Genomic DNA, 20248 nt, shown 5'->3' with positions numbered 1-20248 from the left:
CCATCGCGGGGCAAGCCCGCTCCCACGCACCGTGGGAGCGGGCTTGCCCCGCGATAGGGTCCGATCACATATCGTCGAAATACCGCTCATGCCAATCCACCAGCGGCTGCGGTGAATTGAGCTTCTGCCCGTAGATGACCGAATACGACAGCACGTTCTGCACGTACTGGCGCGTCTCGTCGAACGGGATCGACTCGACCCATACATCGAAGCTCAGGTGCTTGGCGCCCTTGAGCCATTGGCGCACGCGCCCAGGGCCGGCGTTGTAGGCGGCCGAGGCCAGTACGCGGTTGCCGTTGAACTGGCCGTGCACCTGGCTCAGGTAGGCGGCGCCGAGCTGGATGTTCTTGTCCGGGTTGAACACCTGGGCCGGCGAGGCCAGCGGGATGCTGAACTTGCGCGCGGTTTCCTTGGCCGTGCCCGGCATCAGCTGCATCAGGCCGCTGGCGCCGACGCTGGAGCGGGCGTCCTCCATGAAGGCACTCTCCTGGCGGGTGATGGCGAATACCCAGCTCGAATGCAGGCCGCGGACCTTGGCTTCGCGCACCAGGGTGTCGCGGTGGGCCATGGGGAAGCGGATGTCCAGGTCGTCCCAGTACTGGGCCTGGCTGATGGTGCGGATGGCCGGGAAGTACCAGCGCATGTCATAGGCCAGACGGGCCTGGGCGACCATTTCGTCACGGTTGAAGTGACGGCTGACGTGGTACCACTCGCGGCGGCCCTCGACGATCTGGCCGCGGGCATGGAACTCCAGGGCGCGACGCACGCCCGGGGTGTTGCGGACCTTGTTGATCACCGCCTGGCTGAGCGCCAGCGGCTTGTTGTTCAACTGGTAAGGCGTCTGCGCCCGGTCGGCGGCGAGGAAACCATAGAAGTCGCGCTCGCGGGCGACGGTCTTGTATAGCAGCGGAACCTGCGGGTTGTTCGGCTGGGCCAGTTCCAGGCTGCGCGCCTGCCAGTACTTCCAGCGGTTGCTGCTGGCCAGGTCCTGGGGCAGGCGTTTGGTCAGCTCATAGGCGTCCTCCCAGCGGCCCAGGCGCAGCAGCAGGCGCAGGCGCCACTCGCTGACCGTGTTGTCGCGCAGTTCGGGGTCGTAGCGGGTCATCAGGTCGAGGGCGCGCGGGTCGTAGCGCCGGGCCAGGGTCAGGCCGATTTCGCGGGCGATGGCAACCTTCTCGTCACGGGAGAAGTGCATGCGCTGGGCGTAATCGTCGAGCAGCGCCATGGCCTGCTCCGGGTTCTGCCGAGCCAGGCGGCGCAGGCCGAGGCTGACCACGTCGGACATGGCCTCGTTGACCGGGGTGAAGCGCGACGGCTGGTTGAGCAGCTCGGGCTTCTGCGCCACGTCGATCAGCAGCTTGCCCTGGGGGCCGAGGGTGGTGAGGGTCTTGACCAGGCTGCTGGCCAGGCCGTAGTTGCGTGCCTGGGCCGCCAGCTTGGCGCGCTGCCAGCGTTTGGCCTCGGTCAGCTGGCCTTCGGCCGCCCACATGGCGAACAGGGTGTCGCAGGCGGTGGGCTGCGACTTGCCGACGTTCCACAGCTTGTCGGCGGTGGCGAAGCCTTCGGCGCGCAGGCCATGGGAGAGCTGGTACTGGCCGTTGAGGCAGTCCAGTTCGGTGAAATTGAGCTTGGGGTCGTAGTAGCGGGTGAAGGTGTTCCACTCGCCGCGCTCGGCCAGCCAGCGCAACCAGCGCAGTTTCATCCAGTTGGCCTGGGGCAGGTCGCCGTGGGCCTTGAGGAAGCCCTCGATCTCCTCGTTGCTGGCGCTCTTCAGGCGGGCGGTCAGCTCGTCGTAGGTGAGGTAGGGCGTGAGCGGATAGTCGCGCAGCGCCTGCGCGTAACGCAGGTAAGGGCCCTTGTCGCCCTTGGCCAGGGCGCGCTTGGCCTCGTCATAGTACTGACGCTGCTGGGTGATATCGATGGCCTGTGCGGCGCTCGCGGCGGTGGCGGTGAGCAGCAGGCAGGAAGCAATTTGTAACAGGCGGCTGCGCATGATACGTCCGGGCAGTAGAACCATGGAAAGTGACGGCGGAGCCAGCACTGTTGGGTATTACTGCCTAGCTTAGCCGTTTGCCGGTGGCCGGTGAAAGCACTGTGCTTGTATCGAGTTGTTATCCGACGCCCTGCTGCCGGTGATGGGCTTTTGATGCCGTGAAGGGGCAAGTCAGGTAGAATGCGCGCCCGGTTTTTGGAGATGATCATGACCCTGCTCAAATTCAGCGATGTGTCCCTCGCCTTCGGCGCCATGCCGCTGTTGGACAAAGTGTCCTGGCAGATCGCCCGTGGCGAGCGGGTGTGCATCATCGGCCGCAATGGCACGGGCAAGTCGAGCATGCTGCGCCTGGTCAAGGGCGAGCAGAAGCCCGACGACGGCGATATCTGGCGCGCGCCGGGGCTCAAGATCGGCGAACTGCCGCAGGAACTGCCGGTGGCCGACGAGCGCAGCGTCTTTGACGTGGTGGCTGCGGGCCTGGATGGCGTGGGCGAGCTGCTGGCCGAGTACCACCATCTGAGCCAGAACATCCACGGCGACGAGGACCTGGAAAAGCTCATGCACGTCCAGCACGAGTTGGAGGCCCGCGACGGCTGGCGCCTGCAACAAGTGGTGGAAAGCACCCTGAGCCGCCTGCAACTGCCGGCCGACAAGACCCTGGCCGAGCTCTCCGGCGGCTGGCGCCGTCGCGTGTTGCTGGCCCAGGCACTGGTGTCCGAGCCCGACCTGCTGCTGCTTGACGAGCCGACCAACCACCTGGATATCGGTGCCATCGCCTGGCTGGAAGAAGCCCTGAACGGCTTCAACGGCGCGGTGCTGTTCATCACCCACGACCGTTCCTTCCTGCAGAACCTGGCCACGCGAATCCTTGAACTGGACCGTGGCGGGCTGATCGACTGGAACGGCGACTACGCCAGCTTCCTGGTGCACAAGGAGGCCGAGCTTGCCGCCGAGGCCACCGCCAATGCGCTGTTCGACAAGCGCCTGGCCCAGGAAGAAGTGTGGATCCGCCAGGGCATCAAGGCACGGCGTACCCGCAACGAAGGCCGTGTGCGTGCGTTGAAGGCATTGCGCGTGGAGCGCGGCGAGCGCCGTGAGCGCCAGGGCAAGGCGAACATCCTTATCGAGGTGGCGGACAAGTCCGGCAAGCAGGTGATGGTGCTGGAGGACGTCAGCTTCGCCCACAAGGATGGCCCGAAACTGGTCAAGGACTTCTCCATGGTCCTGCAGCGCGAAGACCGCATCGGCCTGCTCGGCGCCAACGGTACCGGCAAGACCACCCTGCTCAAGCTGATGCTCGGTGACCTGGAGCCGACCAGCGGCAAGGTCGAGCGCGGCACCAAGCTGGAAGTGGCCTACTTCGACCAGATGCGCCATCAGCTGGACCTGGAAAAGACCGTCATCGACAACCTGGCCGAAGGCCGCGATTTCATCGAGATCGATGGCCAGAACCGCCATGTCCTGAGCTACCTCGGCGACTTCCTGTTCAGCCCGCAGCGTGCGCGCACGCCGGTCAAGGCGTTGTCCGGTGGCGAGCGTGCGCGCCTGCTGCTGGCCAAGCTGTTCAGCAAGCCGGCCAACCTGCTGGTGCTGGACGAACCGACCAACGACCTCGATGTCGAGACCCTGGAGCTGCTCGAGGAAGTGCTGTCCAACTACAAGGGCACGGTGCTGATGGTCAGCCACGACCGGGCCTTCCTCGACAACGTGGTGACCAGCACCCTGGTGTTCGAGGGTGAGGGGCGCGTGCGCGAGTATGTGGGCGGCTATGAGGACTGGATCCGCCAGGGTGGTTCGCCGAAGCTGCTGGGCGTGACCGAGAGCAAGGGCGGCAAGTCCGAACTCAACAGTGCGGTGGTGGCCAAGCCGGTGGAAGAGCAGGCGCCTGCGGCCGTCGCCGCGCCCGCTGCCGATGCCAGCAAGAAGAAGCTCAGCTACAAGCTGCAGCGCGAGCTGGAGGCGTTGCCAGGGCAGATCGATGCGCTGGAGCGGCAGATTGCCGAGGTGCAGGAAGAGGTCGGCGCCTCGAACTTCTACCAGCGTCCGATCGATGAAACCTCTGCGGTGCTGGCCAAGCTGGAGAAGCTGCAGGGCGAGCTGGACGTGCTGGTGGAGCGCTGGGCCGAGCTGGAAGGCTGAAATGCATCGCGGGGCAAGCCCGCTCCCACGCAGCCCTGTCTGACGGGCTTTGTGGGAGCGGGCTTGCCCCGCGATTACAGGCTTACTCGGCCTTCTTCTGCAAGCGCACCGCCAGTACATCGCACGGCGCGCCGTGCAGCACGTCATTGGCTGTGGAGCCCAGCAGCAGCGCCAGGCCATGGCGGCCATGGCTGCCGACCACGATCAGGTCGCAGGCTTGTTTCTTGGCAAGTTCATGGATTTCCTGGCGCGGCTGGCCATAGACCAGATGCGAGTCACCTCGCTGGATGTCCGGGTACTTGTTGAACAGGCGCTCCATGCGCTCCTTGGCCTGGTCGAACTGTTGCTGCTGCAACTGCGACAGGTCCATCGGCACGTCGCCGCCGAAGGCCATGGCCATGGGTTCGACGATATGCACCAGGGATACCTTGGCGCCGCTGGCCAGGGCGATGGTCTTGGCCCGCTTGATCACCGGGTCGCATTCTTCGGTCAGGTCGACGGCGACCAGAAGATGTTCATAGGACATGTGCAGTACTCCTGACAATCGCGATAGTAGAAGTATGGTCGCTTTCGGGCCGGGCGTTCGTGAATCCTGGATAACCCGCTCATTTGCAACGCTTTATAAGGTCTACAGATATGACGGTATGGCTGGTGGTGTCAATCCTTGCGCTGATGCTCAGCCCGCTGGCCTGGCTGCGCCAGTCGCGCAAGCAGGGCGAGCAGATGAGCCTGCGCCTGGAGGGCCGGCGCATGGGTCTGGCCATGCAGCTGGCGCCGCAGCAGTGGCCGCACTGGCTGGAAAAGGAGCCGCCCAGCCCTTGTCCGCAATACCACCGGGCACGGCGCAAGGGCCGCGAAGACTGCTGGTGCTACTGGCAGATCACCCCTGGCGTGTGGTGGAACCAGTGGCGCGAGCCCTGCGAGGACCCGCGCCTGGCCGAGGTCTTTGCCCGCCTGCCGGAAACCGTCTACAAGGTCGAGGCCGACCGGCGCATGATCGCCCTGTACTGGAGCGAGCGGGGCGATAAATCTGTTTTGCAGGATATTGCCCAGGCCCTCGATACCCTCGCCTGAACCTGGCCAACGCAAAACGGCGCGCAGGAGCAACCATGCTCTTGCGCGCCGTTTTGCGTTCTGCAGCGCAGAAAAAGGCCAGGCAGGCCGGAAACACTTTCATGCAACCCCAGTGTAGCCATCGTTGGCGGATGCGTTTAGAAAAAACGCCGTCCGCGGTCGGTGATGGTCTATCGCTGACATGAATGGTCGGCGATCACTGTCATCAGTTTTCGTACCCGGAGGGTAGAAGATGACTGGAAAGTCGCGTTTTCACGGTGTTCGCGAGCATTTGACAACGCCGTTCATTTCGGAGAATGTGTGCACACCCAAGTCAAACGGGCGTATGAATTGAGCGTTTGTATGTCAGACGGCTCTTACAGAATCCCGATTAGCGCGTCGACGGGTGTGCCTGGGGCGAGGGACCGGTAGACCGGCTCTTGCACCAGCGTTCGACGTGTACTGTTCAGCTTCCATATCGTGGAGATCAGTTGATGATTTACGAAGGTAAAGCCATCACGGTTAAGGCTCTTGAAAGCGGCATCGTCGAACTGAAGTTCGACCTCAAGGGTGAGTCCGTCAACAAGTTCAACCGTCTCACTCTGAACGAGCTGCGTCAGGCCGTGGACGTGATCAAGGGCGATGCCTCGATCAAGGGCGTGATCGTCAGCAGTGGCAAGGACGTGTTCATCGTCGGCGCCGACATCACCGAATTCGTCGACAACTTCAAGCTGCCCGAGGCCGAACTGGTCGCCGGCAACCTGGAAGCCAACCGCATTTTCAATGACTTCGAAGACCTGCAGGTGCCGACCGTTGTCGCCATCAACGGCATCGCCCTGGGTGGCGGCCTGGAGATGTGCCTGGCCGCCGACTACCGGGTCATGTCCAGCAGCGCCAAGATCGGCCTGCCGGAAGTCAAGCTGGGCATCTACCCAGGCTTCGGCGGCACCGTGCGCCTGCCGCGCCTGATCGGCTCGGACAACGCCATCGAATGGATCGCCTCGGGCAAGGAAAACCGCGCCGAGGACGCCCTGAAGGTCGGCGCCGTCGACGCCGTGGTCGCCCCCGAGCTGTTGCAGGCCGGTGCCCTGGACCTGATCAAGCGCGCCATCAGCGGCGAGCTGGACCACAAGGCCAAGCGCCAGCCCAAGCTGGAAAAGCTCAAGCTCAATGCCATCGAGCAGATGATGGCGTTCGAGACCGCCAAGGGCTTCGTCGCCGGCCAGGCCGGCCCGAACTACCCAGCGCCGGTCGAGGCCATCAAGACCATCCAGAAGGCTGCCAACTTCGGCCGTGACAAGGCCCTGGAAGTCGAAGCCGCAGGTTTCGCCAAACTGGCCAAGACCTCGGTCGCCGAGAGCCTGATCGGCCTGTTCCTGAACGACCAGGAGCTCAAGCGCAAGGCCAAGGCCCACGACGAGATCGCCCACGACGTGAAGCAGGCCGCCGTGCTCGGCGCCGGCATCATGGGTGGCGGCATCGCCTACCAGTCGGCGGTCAAGGGCACGCCGATCCTGATGAAGGACATCCGCGAGGAAGCCATCCAGCTGGGCCTGAACGAGGCCTCCAAGCTGCTCGGCAAGCGCGTCGAGAAGGGTCGCCTGACCCCGGCGAAGATGGCCGAGGCACTGAATGCCATTCGCCCGACCCTGTCCTACGGCGATTTCGCCAACGTCGACATCGTCGTCGAGGCCGTGGTCGAGAACCCGAAGGTCAAGCAAGCGGTACTGGCTGAAGTGGAAGGCCAGGTGAAGGAAGATGCCATCCTGGCCTCCAACACCTCGACCATCTCCATCAACTTGCTGGCCAAGGCACTCAAGCGTCCGGAAAACTTCGTCGGCATGCACTTCTTCAATCCGGTGCACATGATGCCGCTGGTCGAAGTCATCCGCGGCGAGAAGTCCAGTGAAGTGGCTGTCGCCACCACCGTGGCCTACGCCAAGAAGATGGGCAAGAACCCGATCGTGGTCAACGACTGCCCGGGCTTCCTGGTCAACCGCGTGCTGTTCCCGTACTTCGGCGGCTTCGCCAAGCTGGTCAGCGCCGGCGTCGACTTCGTGCGCATCGACAAGGTCATGGAAAAGTTCGGCTGGCCGATGGGCCCGGCCTACCTGATGGACGTGGTCGGCATCGACACCGGCCACCACGGCCGCGACGTGATGGCCGAAGGCTTCCCGGACCGCATGAAGGACGACCGTCGCTCCGCCGTCGACGCCCTCTACGAGGCCAACCGCCTGGGCCAGAAGAACGGCAAGGGCTTCTATGCCTACGAGACCGACAAGCGCGGCAAGCCGAAGAAGGTCGCCGACGCCAGCGTGCTCGACGTGCTCAAGCCGGTCATCTTCGAACAGCGTGAAGTCAGCGACGAGGACATCATCAACTGGATGATGGTGCCACTGTGCCTGGAGACCGTGCGTTGCCTGGAAGACGGCATCGTCGAGACTGCCGCCGAAGCCGACATGGGCCTGGTCTACGGCATCGGTTTCCCTCCCTTCCGTGGTGGCGCGCTGCGCTACATCGATTCGATCGGGGTCGCCGAGTTCGTCGCACTGGCCGACAAGTACGCCGACCTGGGGCCGCTGTACCACCCCACTGCGAAGCTGCGCGAAATGGCCAAGAACGGCCAGCGCTTCTTCAACTGAGCGCCCAACGAGCTAGAGCGAGAATATTGATATGAGCCTGAATCCAAGAGACGTGGTGATTGTCGACTTCGGTCGCACGCCGATGGGCCGTTCCAAGGGTGGCATGCACCGCAACACCCGTGCCGAGGACATGTCCGCGCACCTGATCAGCAAGCTGCTGGAGCGCAACGACAAGGTCGATCCGAAGGAAGTCGAGGACGTGATCTGGGGCTGCGTCAACCAGACCCTGGAGCAGGGCTGGAACATCGCCCGCATGGCCTCGCTGATGACCCAGATCCCGCACACCTCCGCCGCCCAGACCGTCAGCCGCCTGTGCGGATCGTCGATGAGCGCGCTGCACACCGCCGCCCAGGCGATCATGACCGGTAATGGTGATGTGTTCGTGGTCGGTGGTGTCGAGCACATGGGCCACGTCAGCATGATGCATGGCGTCGACCCCAACCCGCACATGTCCTTGCACGCCGCCAAGGCTTCCGGGATGATGGGCCTGACCGCCGAGATGCTCGGCAAGATGCACGGCATCACCCGTGAGCAGCAGGATCTGTTCGGCCTGCGTTCGCACCAGCTCGCCCACAAGGCGACGGTCGAAGGCAAGTTCAAGGACGAGATCATCCCGATGCAGGGTTACGACGAGAACGGCTTCCTGAAGGTCTTCGACTACGACGAGACCATTCGCCCGGAAACCACCCTCGAAGGCCTGGCGTCGCTCAAGCCTGCGTTCAACCCCAAAGGTGGCACCGTCACCGCGGGTACCTCGTCGCAGATCACCGACGGTGCCTCGTGCATGATCGTCATGTCCGGCCAGCGCGCCATGGACCTGGGGATCCAGCCACTGGCGGTGATCCGTTCGATGGCGGTGGCCGGCGTGGACCCTGCGATCATGGGCTACGGCCCGGTTCCGGCGACGCAGAAAGCCCTCAAGCGCGCTGGCCTGTCCATCGCCGACATCGACTTCTTTGAGCTCAACGAAGCCTTCGCCGCACAGGCCCTGCCGGTGCTGAAGGACCTGAAAGTGCTCGACAAGATGGATGAGAAGGTTAACCTGCACGGCGGCGCCATCGCTCTGGGCCACCCGTTCGGTTGCTCCGGTGCGCGGATCTCCGGCACTCTGCTCAACGTCATGAAGCAGAATGGCGGTACCCTGGGCGTCGCCACCATGTGTGTCGGCCTGGGCCAAGGCATCACCACTGTCTTCGAACGCGTCTGATCGCGTTGCGGGACAGCAGCCGGGGCCATGTGCCCCGGCTTTTGTTTTTTACAGGATTTGTTCAAGAGGGCGAGTGACATGCAGATACAACCTGGTGTGTACCGGCATTACAAAGGCCCTGAATACCGCGTGTTCAGCGCGGCGCGCCATTCCGAGAGCGAAGAGTGGATGGTCTTCTACCAGTGCCTGTATGGTGACTACAGCTTCTGGGTCAGGCCACTTTCGATGTTCCAGGAGTCCGTCGAGGTTGACGGCGAGCAGGTGCCACGCTTTGCTTTGGTCAAGGCCGAAGAGGGGCTGGGCGAGCGGCTTGGCAAGGCGCACGAGTGATCGACCACGCTTGACCTCACTCTTTTGCCACTATATATAGCGGTGCCGCGTCCGGCACCTGACGCGTTTTTCATCTTCAGATTCAGGAATACTCCGATCCATGGGCAAATCGCTGGTCATTGTGGAATCCCCGGCCAAGGCCAAGACCATCAACAAGTACCTGGGCAGCCAGTACGTGGTGAAGTCGAGTATCGGCCACATCCGTGACCTTCCCACCAGCGGTTCCGCCAGTGCGAGCAAGGAACCGGCGGCCAAGCGCGGCAAGGCCGCGGCCGAGGCTCCGGCCTTGTCGCCGAAGGAAAAGGCACGCCGCACCCTGGTCGCGCGCATGGGCGTCGATCCGGAAGCAGGCTGGAAGGCCAAGTACGAGATCCTTCCCGGCAAGGAGAAGGTGATCGAGGAGCTGCGCCGCCTGGCCAAGGATGCCGACACCATCTATCTCGCAACCGACTTGGATCGCGAGGGGGAAGCCATTGCCTGGCACCTGCGCGAAGCCATCGGTGGTGACGACAGCCGCTACAAGCGCGTGGTGTTCAACGAGATCACCAAAAAGGCTATCCAGGAAGCCTTCTCCCAGCCGGGCGAGCTCGATATTGACCGGGTCAACGCCCAGCAGGCGCGGCGCTTCCTCGACCGCGTGGTCGGCTACATGGTCTCGCCGCTGTTGTGGGCCAAGATCGCCCGTGGCCTGTCCGCCGGCCGCGTGCAGTCGGTGGCGGTGAAGCTGGTGGTCGAGCGTGAGCGCGAGATCCGCGCGTTCAACCCGGAAGAGTACTGGGAAGTCCACGCCGACCTGGGCACCGCCAAGAACGCCAAGGTGCGTTTCGAGGTGGCCCGCGAGAAGGGCGAGGCCTTCAAGCCGCTAAACGAAGCCCAGGCCATGGCCGCGCTGGAGAAGCTCAAGGCCTCCAGCTACAGCGTGAGCAAGCGCGAGGACCGGCCGACCAGCAGCAAGCCGTCGGCGCCATTCATCACCTCCACCCTGCAGCAGGCCGCGAGCAACCGCCTGGGCTTCGGGGTGAAGAAGACCATGATGATGGCCCAGCGTCTGTACGAAGCCGGCTACATCACCTACATGCGTACCGACTCGACCAACCTGTCGACCGACGCCGTCGAGATGGCCCGCAGCTACATCGAGAAAGAATTCGGCAAGCAGTACCTGCCCGCCGCGCCGATCGTCTACGGCAGCAAGGAAGGCGCCCAGGAGGCGCACGAGGCGATTCGTCCGTCGGACGTGAACACCCATCCGACCAAGCTCAGCGGCATGGAGCGTGACGCCGAGCGCCTGTACGAGCTGATCTGGCGCCAGTTCCTGGCCTGCCAGATGCCGCCGGCGCAATACCTGTCCACCAGCGTCACCGTGGTGGCCGGCGAGTTCGAGCTGCGTGCCAAGGGCCGCATCCTCAAGTTCGACGGTTACACCCGTGTCCTGCCGCAGCAGAGCAAGCCGGGCGAAGACGACGTGCTGCCGGAAATGGCCCAGGGTGAGGCGCTCAAGCTGATCCAGCTCGACCCCAGCCAGCACTTCACCAAGCCGCCGGCGCGCTTCACCGAAGCCAGCCTGGTCAAGGAAATGGAAAAGCGCGGCATCGGCCGTCCGTCGACCTACGCGGCGATCATCTCGACCATCCAGGATCGCGGTTATGTAACGCTGCACAACCGCCGGTTCTACTCCGAGAAGATGGGCGACATCGTCACCGAGCGCCTGTCCGAGAGCTTCGCCAACCTGATGGACTACGGCTTCACCGCCGGCATGGAAGAAAACCTCGACGACGTGGCCCAGGGCGAGCGTGACTGGAAGAACGTCCTCGACGAGTTCTATGGCGATTTCAGCAAGAAGCTGCAGACGGCCGAGTCCAGCGAGCACGGCATGCGCGCCAACCAGCCGACCCTGACCAACATCGCCTGCAAGGAATGCGGCCGGCCGATGATGATCCGTACCGCCTCCACCGGCGTGTTCCTCGGCTGCTCGGGTTACAGCCTGCCGCCGAAGGAGCGCTGCAAGGCCACGGTCAACCTGGTGCCGGGCGACGAGATCGCCGCCGACGACGAGGGCGAATCCGAGTCGCTGGTGCTGCGCGGCAAGCACCGCTGCCCGATCTGCTCGACGGCGATGGACGCCTACCTGCTCGACGAGAAGCGCAAGCTGCACATCTGTGGCAACAACCCGGACTGCGCCGGCTACGAGATCGAGGAAGGCAGCTACCGCATCAAGGGCTACGAAGGCCCGAGCCTGGAGTGCGACAAGTGCGGCAGCGAGATGCAGCTCAAGACTGGCCGTTTCGGCAAGTTCTTCGGTTGCACCAACGCCGCCTGCAAGAACACCCGCAAGCTGCTCAAGAGCGGCGAGGCGGCGCCGCCGAAGATGGACAAGGTGGACATGCCGGAGCTCAAGTGCGAGAAGGTCGACGACACCTACGTGCTGCGCGACGGTGCCTCGGGCCTGTTCCTGGCTGCCAGCCAGTTCCCGAAAAACCGCGAAACCCGCGCGCCGCTGGTGCTGGAGATCGTCCCGCACAAGCACGAGATCGATCCGAAGTACCACTTCCTCTGCGAAGCGCCGCAGAAGGACCCGGACGGTCGCCCGACGGTGATTCGCTACAGCCGCAAGACCAAGGAGCAGTACGTGCAGTCCGAAGTCGACGGCAAGCCGACCGGCTGGAAGGCGTTCTACGACGGCAAGGCGTGGAAGGTCGAAGACAAGCGCTGATCTGAGTCTCAGGCTCATCGCGGGGCAAGCCCGCTCCCACGAAACTGTTGCGTGTTCGTGGGAGCGGGCTTGCCCCGCGATCGTTTGTGCTTGCGGTAAAGTCGGCCAATCCCGGAAACTGGGGTATCGCCTTGCAGCCTTCAGGAGTCAGTCGAAATGGCCCAGGAACTCTACACCCGCACCAACCAGAAACTGTTCTTCGCCGGCCTTGCCCTGGAATCCATGGCCAAGGCCGCTGACAGCCAGGCCATGAACGCCCAGGGCTTGCTTCAGGCCGAGCGCGAATCGGCGCTGTTCCACCTGTATGGCGCGCTGCTGGGGCTGTGCCACGAGATCGCCGGCTTCTACCGTCTGCCCCAGGCCTCGGCGTCACGGGCCGAACTGCTGTTCAGCGACGAGGTGTTGCAGAGCGTGGCGATCCCGGAAATGGCCGAGCTGCTCGAACTGGCCCGCCAGCCGGAAACCTGGCTGGCGCGCCTGCTGGCCGCTTATGCCGATTTGTTCCGACCGCCGGTCGCGAAGAAAACCGTGAAGGGCGACGTCACCCAGCCGCTGATCCAGGCCGTCAATCTGGACGAGCCCGAGCCGGCCGAGCTATCCCGGGAGGAGCTTGAAGCCTGGCGACAGAACCTGAAAAGCCTGGTGAGACGATTCCGCGAAGCGCTGAGTGAGTGCTGACCGCCGCCATGGCTGGTACACTGATGGCCTTTCGTGAAAAGCAGGCCCTTTATGTCAACGTCCTTTCTAGAAATTGTCGAGTTGCCTGATGGCCGGATCGAGCTGCGCCGTGCCGAGGATGAAGGCTCCCTGGTGACCTTGGATTTCTCCGAGGATGCCAAGGCATTCCTGCAAGGACAGCATGTGGAAGTGGCCAAGGCCATGCTCAGCGTCGGCGTGCAGATGGCCGGCCGCCTCGTCGAGGGTGAGCTTGAGCGTGAAGAAGGGCCGCGCGTCCTTCACTGAGGCAGGTTACAGGCTCAGGGTTTCAAGCGTTTGACAGGCAAAGCCTGAACATCAGCCGAGGCGGATGTTCAGGCTTTGTGCGTTTCCGCTGGCGGCGGCGCGCTGAAGCTGTTGCCGGGCGCTGCCGTTGAGGGTGCCCAGCCAGCTGACCACGGTGTGGCTGTGGCCCAGGCGCAAGGCTTCGCAGGCCAGTTGCAGGGCGGTCTGGTTGCCGCCAGGTTGCAGCAGCAGGATGCGTTCACGGTTCAGGCCGGCATCGCGCAGCCAGGCCTGGGTGAGGCTGCCGGGCGGGGCGATGAGCGTCAGCCAGCGGCTGTCGTCTTCTTCGCTGAGTTCGCGCAGGACCGGCGCCAGCAGGCTCTGGCAGTGCCCGGGCGCACCGCGCAGGGCCAGTTCGCTGAACAGCTCGGGCTGGCTGCTCCTGCGCGCCACCGGGGCGGGCTTGAGGCCGGGCAGCACCGGCTGGGCGAGAAAGGCCTCGAACAGCGGCAGCTGGGCTTGCTGGGGTGCATGGGTGAACGGCTGCATGACGCCTCCTGGTTCAGCGGCGCAGGACGCCGACGCTCAAGCCCTCGATCACCAGTTCCTGTTCCTTCAGGTCAACTTCGATGGGGGCGAATTCGGGGTTTTCGGCGAGCAGCCAGACCTTGCTGCCTTCGCGCTTGAAGCGCTTGACGGTCACTTCGTCGCCGATGCGGGCCACCACCACCTGGCCATTGCGGGCTTCGCGGGTGGTGTGCACGGCCAGCAGGTCGCCGTCGAAGATGCCGATGTCCTTCATGCTCATGCCGTGTACGCGCAACAGGTAGTCGGCGCGGGGATGGAAGAAGGCCGGGTTGATGTTGCAGGATTCCTCGATGTGCTGCTCGGCGAGGATCGGCGCGCCGGCGGCGACCCGGCCGATGATGGGCAGGCCGCTGTCCTCGTGCTTTGGCTCAAGGCCGGGAATGCGGATGCCGCGGGAAGCGCCAGGAGTCATCTCGATGGCGCCCTTGCGGGCCAGGGCCTTCAGGTGTTCCTCGGCGGCGTTGGGCGACTTGAAGCCCAGCTCCTGGGCGATCTCGGCGCGGGTCGGCGGGAAGCCGTTGTCTTCGAGGCAGCGCTTGATGAAGGCCAGAATCTCGGCTTGGCGTGGCGTCAGTTTCAGCATGGGCGAGGGCTCTGTCTTTTTATACAGTGACTGGAATTATATACAGTGGATCGTGGGCTGCAAGCCATCCAGGCCAAGAAAGATCGAAACACCGACGCATCTTGTCGCTTGCAGCCTGACTCTTGGCGCTTTTAAATGGCGACCGACCGGTCACCCAGCCTTGACATCGGCAGGCCTGAAACGTATGTTTCAAACAACTGTTTGTCAGGCGGAGTAGTCATGGCCCAATCGGAAACCGTTGAACGCATCCTCGATGCGGCGGAGCAGCTGTTCGCGGAGCGCGGGTTCGCGGAAACCTCATTGCGGCTGATCACCAGCAAGGCCGGGGTCAACCTGGCGGCGGTGAACTACCATTTCGGTTCGAAGAAGGCCCTGATCCAGGCGGTGTTCTCGCGCTTCCTGGGGCCGTTCTGCGCAAGCCTGGAGCGCGAGCTGGAGCGCCGCCAGGCGCGTCCCGAGCAGAAGGCCTCGCTCGAGGAACTGCTGGAGATGCTGGTGGAGCAGGCCCTGGCCGTGCAGCCGCGCAGCAACAACGACCTGTCGATCTTCATGCGCCTGCTGGGCCTGGCTTTCAGCCAGAGCCAGGGGCACCTGCGGCGTTATCTGGAAGACATGTACGGCAAGGTGTTCCGCCGCTACATGCTGCTGGTCAACGAGGCCGCGCCACGCATCCCGCCGCTGGAGCTGTTCTGGCGCGTGCACTTCATGCTCGGCGCCGCGGCGTTCAGCATGTCGGGGATCAAGGCCCTGCGGGCCATCGCCGAGACCGATTTCGGCATCAACACCTCGATCGAGCAGGTCATGCGCCTGATGGTGCCGTTCCTGGCCGCTGGCATGCGCGCCGACAGCGGCGTCACCGACGAGGCCATGGCCACGGCGCAGCTGCGTCCGCGCAGCAAGTCCGCCACCCCCGCCAAGGCCTGAGTACTGGGCGGGGCAGGGCGCTTGCGCTAAGCTAGCGCGCATGCCTGACCTTGTCTCCCGCCGCATTTTCCGCCAGCACGGCCGCTTCGCCACTGAACCATCGGGCACTTCGTTGTCCGATGTTTGCGTGCGCCTGCGCCACGGCCAAGCGCCCCTGGACCTCCCATGAAGGATTCCCTATGACTGCCAGCCTGCAAGGCTCCCTGATGGTGGATATCGCCGGTAAATGGCTGACCGCCGAAGACCGCCATCTGCTGCGCCAGCCCGAAGTGGCCGGCCTGATCATCTTCGCCCGCAACATCGACAGCCCGCGCCAGGTGCGCGAGCTGTGCGCGTCGATCCGCGCGATTCGCCCCGAGCTGATCCTCGCCGTGGACCAGGAAGGCGGGCGGGTCCAGCGCCTGCGCCAGGGCTTCGTGCGCCTGCCGGCCATGCGCGCGATCGCCGACAACGCCAATGCCGAGTACCTGGCCGAGCAGTGCGGCTGGCTGATGGCCACCGAGGTGCTGGCGGTGGGCCTGGACCTGAGCTTCGCCCCGGTGCTGGACCTCGATCACCAGCGCAGCGCCGTGGTCGGCAGCCGCGCCTTCGAAGGCAATCCGCAGCGTGCCACCGAACTGGCCGGCGCGTTCATCCGCGGCATGAACGCCGCGGGCATGGCCGCCTGCGGCAAGCACTTCCCCGGCCACGGCTGGGCCGAAGCCGACTCCCATGTGGCGATCCCGGTCGACGAACGCAGCCTCGAGCAGCTGCGCGCTACCGACCTGGTGCCGTTCACCCGCCTGAGCGGCCAGCTGGCGGCGGTGATGCCGGCCCATGTGATCTATCCGCAGGTCGACAACCAGCCGGCCGGCTTCTCCCGGCGCTGGCTGCAGGACATCCTGCGCGGCGAGCTGGGCTTCGACGGGGTGATCTTCAGCGACGACCTGTCCATGGCCGGCGCCCATGTGGTGGGCGATGCCGCCAGTCGTATCGAGGCGGCCCTGAGCGCCGGCTGCGACATGGGCCTGGTGTGCAACGACCGGGCGGCCGCGGAGCTGGCGTTGAGCGCGGCGCAGCGGATGAAGGTCAAGCCGTCGCCACGGATCGCACGGATGCGCGGGCAGGGTTTTGCGCGTACCGATTACCGTCAGCAGCCGCGTTGGCTGGAGGCGTTGGGGGCGTTGAAGGAAGCCCAGCTGGTCGATTGATCGCGTTGGCTTCTTCGCGGGTAAACCCGCGAAGAGGCCAGCACGGGAAAAGCCAGGCTTAACGCCCGCGCTTGCCCGGCAACGGTGCGAACAGCGCCTCGATCTCGTCATCGCCCAGCCGCCATTGCCCGGCCTGGCCGCCATCGAGCAGCCCGGCCGCCAGCGCCGCCTTCTCCTGCTGCAACTGCTGGATCTTCTCCTCCACCGTCCCCCGGGTGATCAGCTTGAACACGAACACCGGCTTGTCCTGACCGATGCGGTAGGCGCGGTCGGTGGCCTGGTTCTCGCTGGCCGGGTTCCACCACGGGTCGTAGTGGATCACCGTGTCGGCGGCGGTCAGGTTCAGCCCGGTGCCACCGGCCTTGAGGCTGATCAGGAACACCTCGCTGTCGCCGTTCTGGAACTGTTGCACCGGTGCGCGGCGGTCGCGGGTGTCGCCGGTCAGCAGGCTGTAGCGGATGCCGCGCTTTTCCAGCTCGAACTCGATCAGTGCCAGCATCGAGGTGAACTGCGAGAACAGCAGCACCTTGCGCCCCTCGCTGAGCAGCTCCTCGAGCATCTCCAGCAGGCTGCCCAGCTTGCCCTTGTCGGCGAACGTGCCCTTGGTCTCGGTGCCCTTGACCAGGCGCAGGTCGCAGCATACCTGGCGCAGCTTGAGCAGGGCGTCGAGGATGACGATCTGGCTGCGGGCGGCGCCGTTGCGGGCGATTTCGTCGCGGACCTTCTTGTCCATCGCCACCCGCACCGCCTCGTAGGTGTCGCGCTGGGCGTCGCTGAGCTCGACCCAGTGGATCATCTCGGTCTTGGCCGGCAGCTCGGTGGCCACCTGCTCCTTGGTGCGGCGCAGCAGGAACGGGCGGATACGGCTGGCCAGGTGGCCCATGCGCTCGGCGTCGCCGTGGCGCTCGATCGGGGTGCGGTAGTCCTGGGTGAAGCGCTTGCTCTCGCCCAGCCAGCCGGGCATCAGGAAGTGGAAGATCGACCACAGTTCGCCGAGGTTGTTCTCCATCGGCGTGCCGGTCAGGCACAGCCGCTGGTTGGCCTGCAGCTCACGCACGGCCTGGGCGGCCTTGCTGGTGCTGCTCTTGATGTTCTGCGCCTCGTCCAGCACCAGCAGGTGCCAGGGCTGGGCCTTGAGGTGTTCCAGGTCGCGGGGGACGAGGGCATAGGTGGTCAGCACCAGGTCGTAGTCGGCCAGCTTGGCGAAGTGCTTGTTGCGCCCGGGGCCGTGCAGGGCCAGGACGCGCAGGTCGGGGGCGAAGCGCCGGGCCTCGTCGAGCCAGTTGGGCACCAGGCTGGTGGGCATCACCGCCAGCGCCGGGTGGGCCAGGCGCCCGGCTTCTTTCTCCAGCAGCAGGTGGGCCAGGGTCTGCAGGGTCTTGCCCAGGCCCATGTCGTCACCGAGGATGCCGCCGGTGCCCATTTCGCGCAGGGCCTGCAGCCAGTTCAGGCCTTGCTGCTGGTAGGGGCGCAGGGTGGCGTTCAGGCCCTTGGGCGGCGCCACCTGCAGGTCGCGGGCGTCGCGCAGGCGCCGGCCCAGGTCGCGCACATGACTCCCTCCCTCCCACTGCAACGGCAGGTGGTCGATGTCGTTCAGGCGCGCGGCGTCGGCGCGCTCCAGGCGCAGGCTCGGGCCGCTGGCGTCGTTGTGCAGGTACAGCTCGCCCAGGGTGCCCATCACTGCCTTGATCCGCCCGTAGGGCAGGGCGACCCGCAGCGCCGGGCTGTCGTGGCGGGCGCGGTTGAGGTCGATCAGCAGGTGTTCGTCGTCACTGCGCCGTGCCAGTTCGCTGGGGCGCAGCAGCTCGGGGCTGGCGCGCAGCAGTTGCAGGACGATGGGCAGCAGGCTGTGGCGCTGGCCATCGACGACGATGCCCAGCTCCAGGTCGAACCACTCATGGCCCGGCGCTTCGTCGATGGTGGCGTACCAGTCGTCGACCTCGTGCAGGTTGAAGGCGAAGTCGCGGTGCACATCGATGGCCCAGCCGGCCTCGCGCAGGCGCGGCAGGCCCTCGCGGGCGAAGCGCAGCCAGGCTTCGTCGTCGGGCAGCTGGTACATCTCGCCGGCGCTGTCGGGCAGGGCCTTGCTCTGGCGGGTGGCGGGCTTGAAGCCATGCTCGCGCAATGCCTTGCGCAGGGCCTGCTCGGCCTGGGGCTGGCGGCGGATGCGTTGGCTGGTGCTGCCCACCAGACGGCTCAGCGGCTTGTCGTCGCCGCCACTGGCGCGCAGGCCGTCGTAGTCGAACGCCAGTGCGGCGCGGTGCTGCATCTGCCGTTGCATGCGCCCGGTCTTGGGTGTGTAGGCGCTGAACTCGAGGCTGCCGAGGGTCAGGTGCGGGGTCGGCGCGATGTCGTCGAGCTGCTCCTGCTGCACGGTGGTGGGCGTCGGCAGGTGATGGTTGAGGGCGTTGAGCTTGTGGCTGAGGGGCACGATGAGGTGTTCCGGTACATCGGGAGCAAGGGACAGCTGCAGGGCAGTGTGCGGATCCAGGTCGTGGGAAACGCTGCCGACCTCATGGGTGTCGAGGTCGAAGTAGTACAGCGGCACCAGCGGCAGCACGCAATTGAGCGGTTCCTCGCCGTTGTACCACATGCCCCTGTAGTCGCCGTTGCCCAGGCGTACCCAGCGGAAGTCCGCCTGACGAGGCGCGCCCTGGGTCAGCAGGGGCAGGTCTTCGATGAACATCAGGCGCCCGGTGTCCAGCGCCCGCTGCAGCAACTCGCCGCCCTCGAGCCCCTTGAGCGCATAGCCGCGCTCGTGGCCGTAGGGCGCGGTCTGCGCCGAGAGCTGGCGAAGGATGCGCAGGTCCTCTTCCTTGACGAACTTCGGGGGCTCGTAGAGCAGTTCGTACAGCGACTGGATGCGGCTGTAGCGAATGCCGTGCTCTTCGCGGGTGCCCTTGCGCACACGCAATGCGCAACTGCTGTGGTCGTCGTTGAGCGCCAGCTGGTAGCAGACCATGCGGCCCCGTTTGTCTTCGGCGTCGCCCTGTCGGGATGTGGGCGGCTCCAGCCCCTGCAGCCAGTGCTGCAGGTGATGGGGCAACTGGTCGCTGTTGGCCGCGCCGTGTCCGTGGCTGTTGGCCAGGGTATAGAGCGCTGCGGCGCAGTGCTTGCAGTTGGTGCCCACCGGACAGGAGCAGTCGCCGCGCACATGGCATTGCCCGGAGGGGCCGGCAGTGATGATGATCCGCTGGCGGTAGATGTTGCCGCCGCTGCCGTGGCAGGTGGACTCGATGCGCGAGTCGCCGTGGGACTGGATCTGCACCAGGCCCTGTTCGGCGTAGCGTTCGCCACGTTGCAGGGTGGCCGCTGAAAAATCGCGCTTCCAGCTCGGATTCTCGGCTGCCAGCTTCTGCACATCGGCGTTCACGGTTTCACTGCTCCATCATTTCCGGATCCGGCAGCGGGATCTTGCGCATGCCGGCCGGCGAGACCTTGAGCAGCAGCGCCAGGTGCCCGCCATCGAGGAAGGTCAGCTGGCCGGCCTTCATGTTGCTGTTGCTCTGCTTGAACTGCTCGCTGCGCAGCACACTGCCGTTGGCGTCGAGCTGGTTGACCCAGAGGCTGGCATCGACCGCGATGAAGCGGCCTTCCTTGATGGTCAGGTTGCCTTCGATGGGGAAGTGGCCGAACTGCTCGTCACCGGCGCTCACGGCGACGGCATCGCCGTCCTGCTGCCAGGCCCTGTGCAGAAGCACGGTGTAGTCGGCGGTGGCCTGCAGGCGGGTGACTTCGTCACCCAGGCCGGTCGGGCGCTCGGCGCCTTTTTCCAGGCGTGGCGCGCCGGCGCTCCAGTCTTCCGGGGCGAATGGGCTGGTGATCGCCGGCACGGCGTTCTGCCGCACCAGGATCATTTCCACCTGGTAGGGGCCTGCGGCGAAGGCAGCCGGCGCGAGCAGGGCCAGCAGCAGGGTCAGGCAACGGATGGCACGCATGAAGCTTCC

Annotated in this window: 16 protein-coding genes; 10 read left to right on the top strand and 6 right to left on the bottom strand. The window is 65.2% G+C overall.

Annotated elements, in window-relative coordinates:
• Positions 1-64: 64 nt before the first annotated feature.
• Positions 65-1993, bottom strand: a complete 1929-nt coding sequence (locus tag ACZ899_RS10835; RefSeq protein WP_234562009.1) for a transglycosylase SLT domain-containing protein — start codon at positions 1991-1993, stop codon at positions 65-67.
• 207 nt (positions 1994-2200) lie between these two features.
• Between ACZ899_RS10835 and ACZ899_RS10830 the strand changes: the two genes are divergently transcribed.
• Complete coding sequence (locus tag ACZ899_RS10830; RefSeq protein ID WP_234562011.1) at positions 2201-4132, top strand: ATP-binding cassette domain-containing protein; 1932 nt, start codon at positions 2201-2203, stop codon at positions 4130-4132.
• An 82-nt stretch (positions 4133-4214) separates the two neighbouring features.
• On the opposite strand, the gene ACZ899_RS10825 is transcribed toward ACZ899_RS10830, so the two are convergent.
• On the bottom strand, positions 4215-4658 hold the full coding sequence (locus ACZ899_RS10825; RefSeq protein WP_186733471.1) for a universal stress protein: 444 nt from the start codon (positions 4656-4658) through the stop codon (positions 4215-4217).
• 110 nt (positions 4659-4768) lie between these two features.
• Here ACZ899_RS10825 and ACZ899_RS10820 point away from each other — a divergent pair, with 110 nt between their 5' ends.
• The 7 genes from ACZ899_RS10820 (at position 4769) to ACZ899_RS10790 (ending at position 13037) form a co-directional block, all read left to right on the top strand.
• A complete protein-coding gene (locus tag ACZ899_RS10820) occupies positions 4769-5206 on the top strand; it encodes a hypothetical protein (protein WP_203647461.1) in 438 nt (145 codons plus the stop codon).
• A gap of 473 nt (positions 5207-5679) precedes the next feature.
• Positions 5680-7827: a fatty acid oxidation complex subunit alpha FadB gene (fadB, locus tag ACZ899_RS10815; RefSeq protein WP_050704828.1), complete on the top strand. Its 2148-nt coding sequence runs from the start codon at positions 5680-5682 to the stop codon at positions 7825-7827.
• A gap of 31 nt (positions 7828-7858) precedes the next feature.
• Entirely contained in the window at positions 7859-9034 is a 1176-nt protein-coding gene (fadA, locus tag ACZ899_RS10810) for an acetyl-CoA C-acyltransferase FadA (RefSeq protein ID WP_028692741.1), read from the top strand.
• A 78-nt stretch (positions 9035-9112) separates the two neighbouring features.
• Positions 9113-9364 carry a DUF1653 domain-containing protein gene (locus tag ACZ899_RS10805; protein ID WP_050704830.1) on the top strand — a complete coding sequence of 84 codons (252 nt, stop codon included), beginning with the start codon at positions 9113-9115 and terminating at the stop codon, positions 9362-9364.
• A gap of 100 nt (positions 9365-9464) precedes the next feature.
• Entirely contained in the window at positions 9465-12074 is a 2610-nt protein-coding gene (topA, locus tag ACZ899_RS10800) for a type I DNA topoisomerase (RefSeq protein WP_234562013.1), read from the top strand.
• 156 nt (positions 12075-12230) lie between these two features.
• Positions 12231-12752, top strand: coding sequence for a DUF6586 family protein (locus tag ACZ899_RS10795; RefSeq protein WP_203647458.1), 522 nt, complete (start codon positions 12231-12233; stop codon positions 12750-12752).
• 51 nt (positions 12753-12803) lie between these two features.
• On the top strand, positions 12804-13037 hold the full coding sequence (locus tag ACZ899_RS10790; protein ID WP_203647457.1) for a hypothetical protein: 234 nt from the start codon (positions 12804-12806) through the stop codon (positions 13035-13037).
• 51 nt (positions 13038-13088) lie between these two features.
• Here ACZ899_RS10790 and sulA read toward each other — a convergent pair whose 3' ends face one another.
• Positions 13089-13565 carry an SOS-induced cell division inhibitor SulA gene (gene sulA / locus ACZ899_RS10785; protein ID WP_234561505.1) on the bottom strand — a complete coding sequence of 159 codons (477 nt, stop codon included), beginning with the start codon at positions 13563-13565 and terminating at the stop codon, positions 13089-13091.
• 13 nt (positions 13566-13578) lie between these two features.
• Positions 13579-14187, bottom strand: coding sequence for a transcriptional repressor LexA (lexA, locus tag ACZ899_RS10780; protein ID WP_234561506.1), 609 nt, complete (start codon positions 14185-14187; stop codon positions 13579-13581).
• Positions 14188-14406: 219 nt separating this feature from the next.
• Here lexA and ACZ899_RS10775 point away from each other — a divergent pair, with 219 nt between their 5' ends.
• Both ACZ899_RS10775 and nagZ read left to right on the top strand, forming a co-directional pair.
• A complete protein-coding gene (locus ACZ899_RS10775; protein WP_203647455.1) occupies positions 14407-15111 on the top strand; it encodes a TetR/AcrR family transcriptional regulator in 705 nt (234 codons plus the stop codon).
• A gap of 191 nt (positions 15112-15302) precedes the next feature.
• Entirely contained in the window at positions 15303-16301 is a 999-nt protein-coding gene (gene nagZ, locus ACZ899_RS10770; protein ID WP_181427853.1) for a beta-N-acetylhexosaminidase, read from the top strand.
• A 58-nt stretch (positions 16302-16359) separates the two neighbouring features.
• On the opposite strand, the gene ACZ899_RS10765 is transcribed toward nagZ, so the two are convergent.
• On the bottom strand, positions 16360-19674 hold the full coding sequence (locus tag ACZ899_RS10765) for a DEAD/DEAH box helicase (protein ID WP_234561507.1): 3315 nt from the start codon (positions 19672-19674) through the stop codon (positions 16360-16362).
• Positions 19675-19678: 4 nt separating this feature from the next.
• On the bottom strand, positions 19679-20239 hold the full coding sequence (locus ACZ899_RS10760; protein ID WP_203647454.1) for a CsiV family protein: 561 nt from the start codon (positions 20237-20239) through the stop codon (positions 19679-19681).
• Positions 20240-20248: the final 9 nt, after the last annotated feature.

The organism is Pseudomonas sp. TE31087 (assembly GCF_057284075.1).
This window is presented reverse-complemented; position numbering and strand designations above follow the sequence as displayed.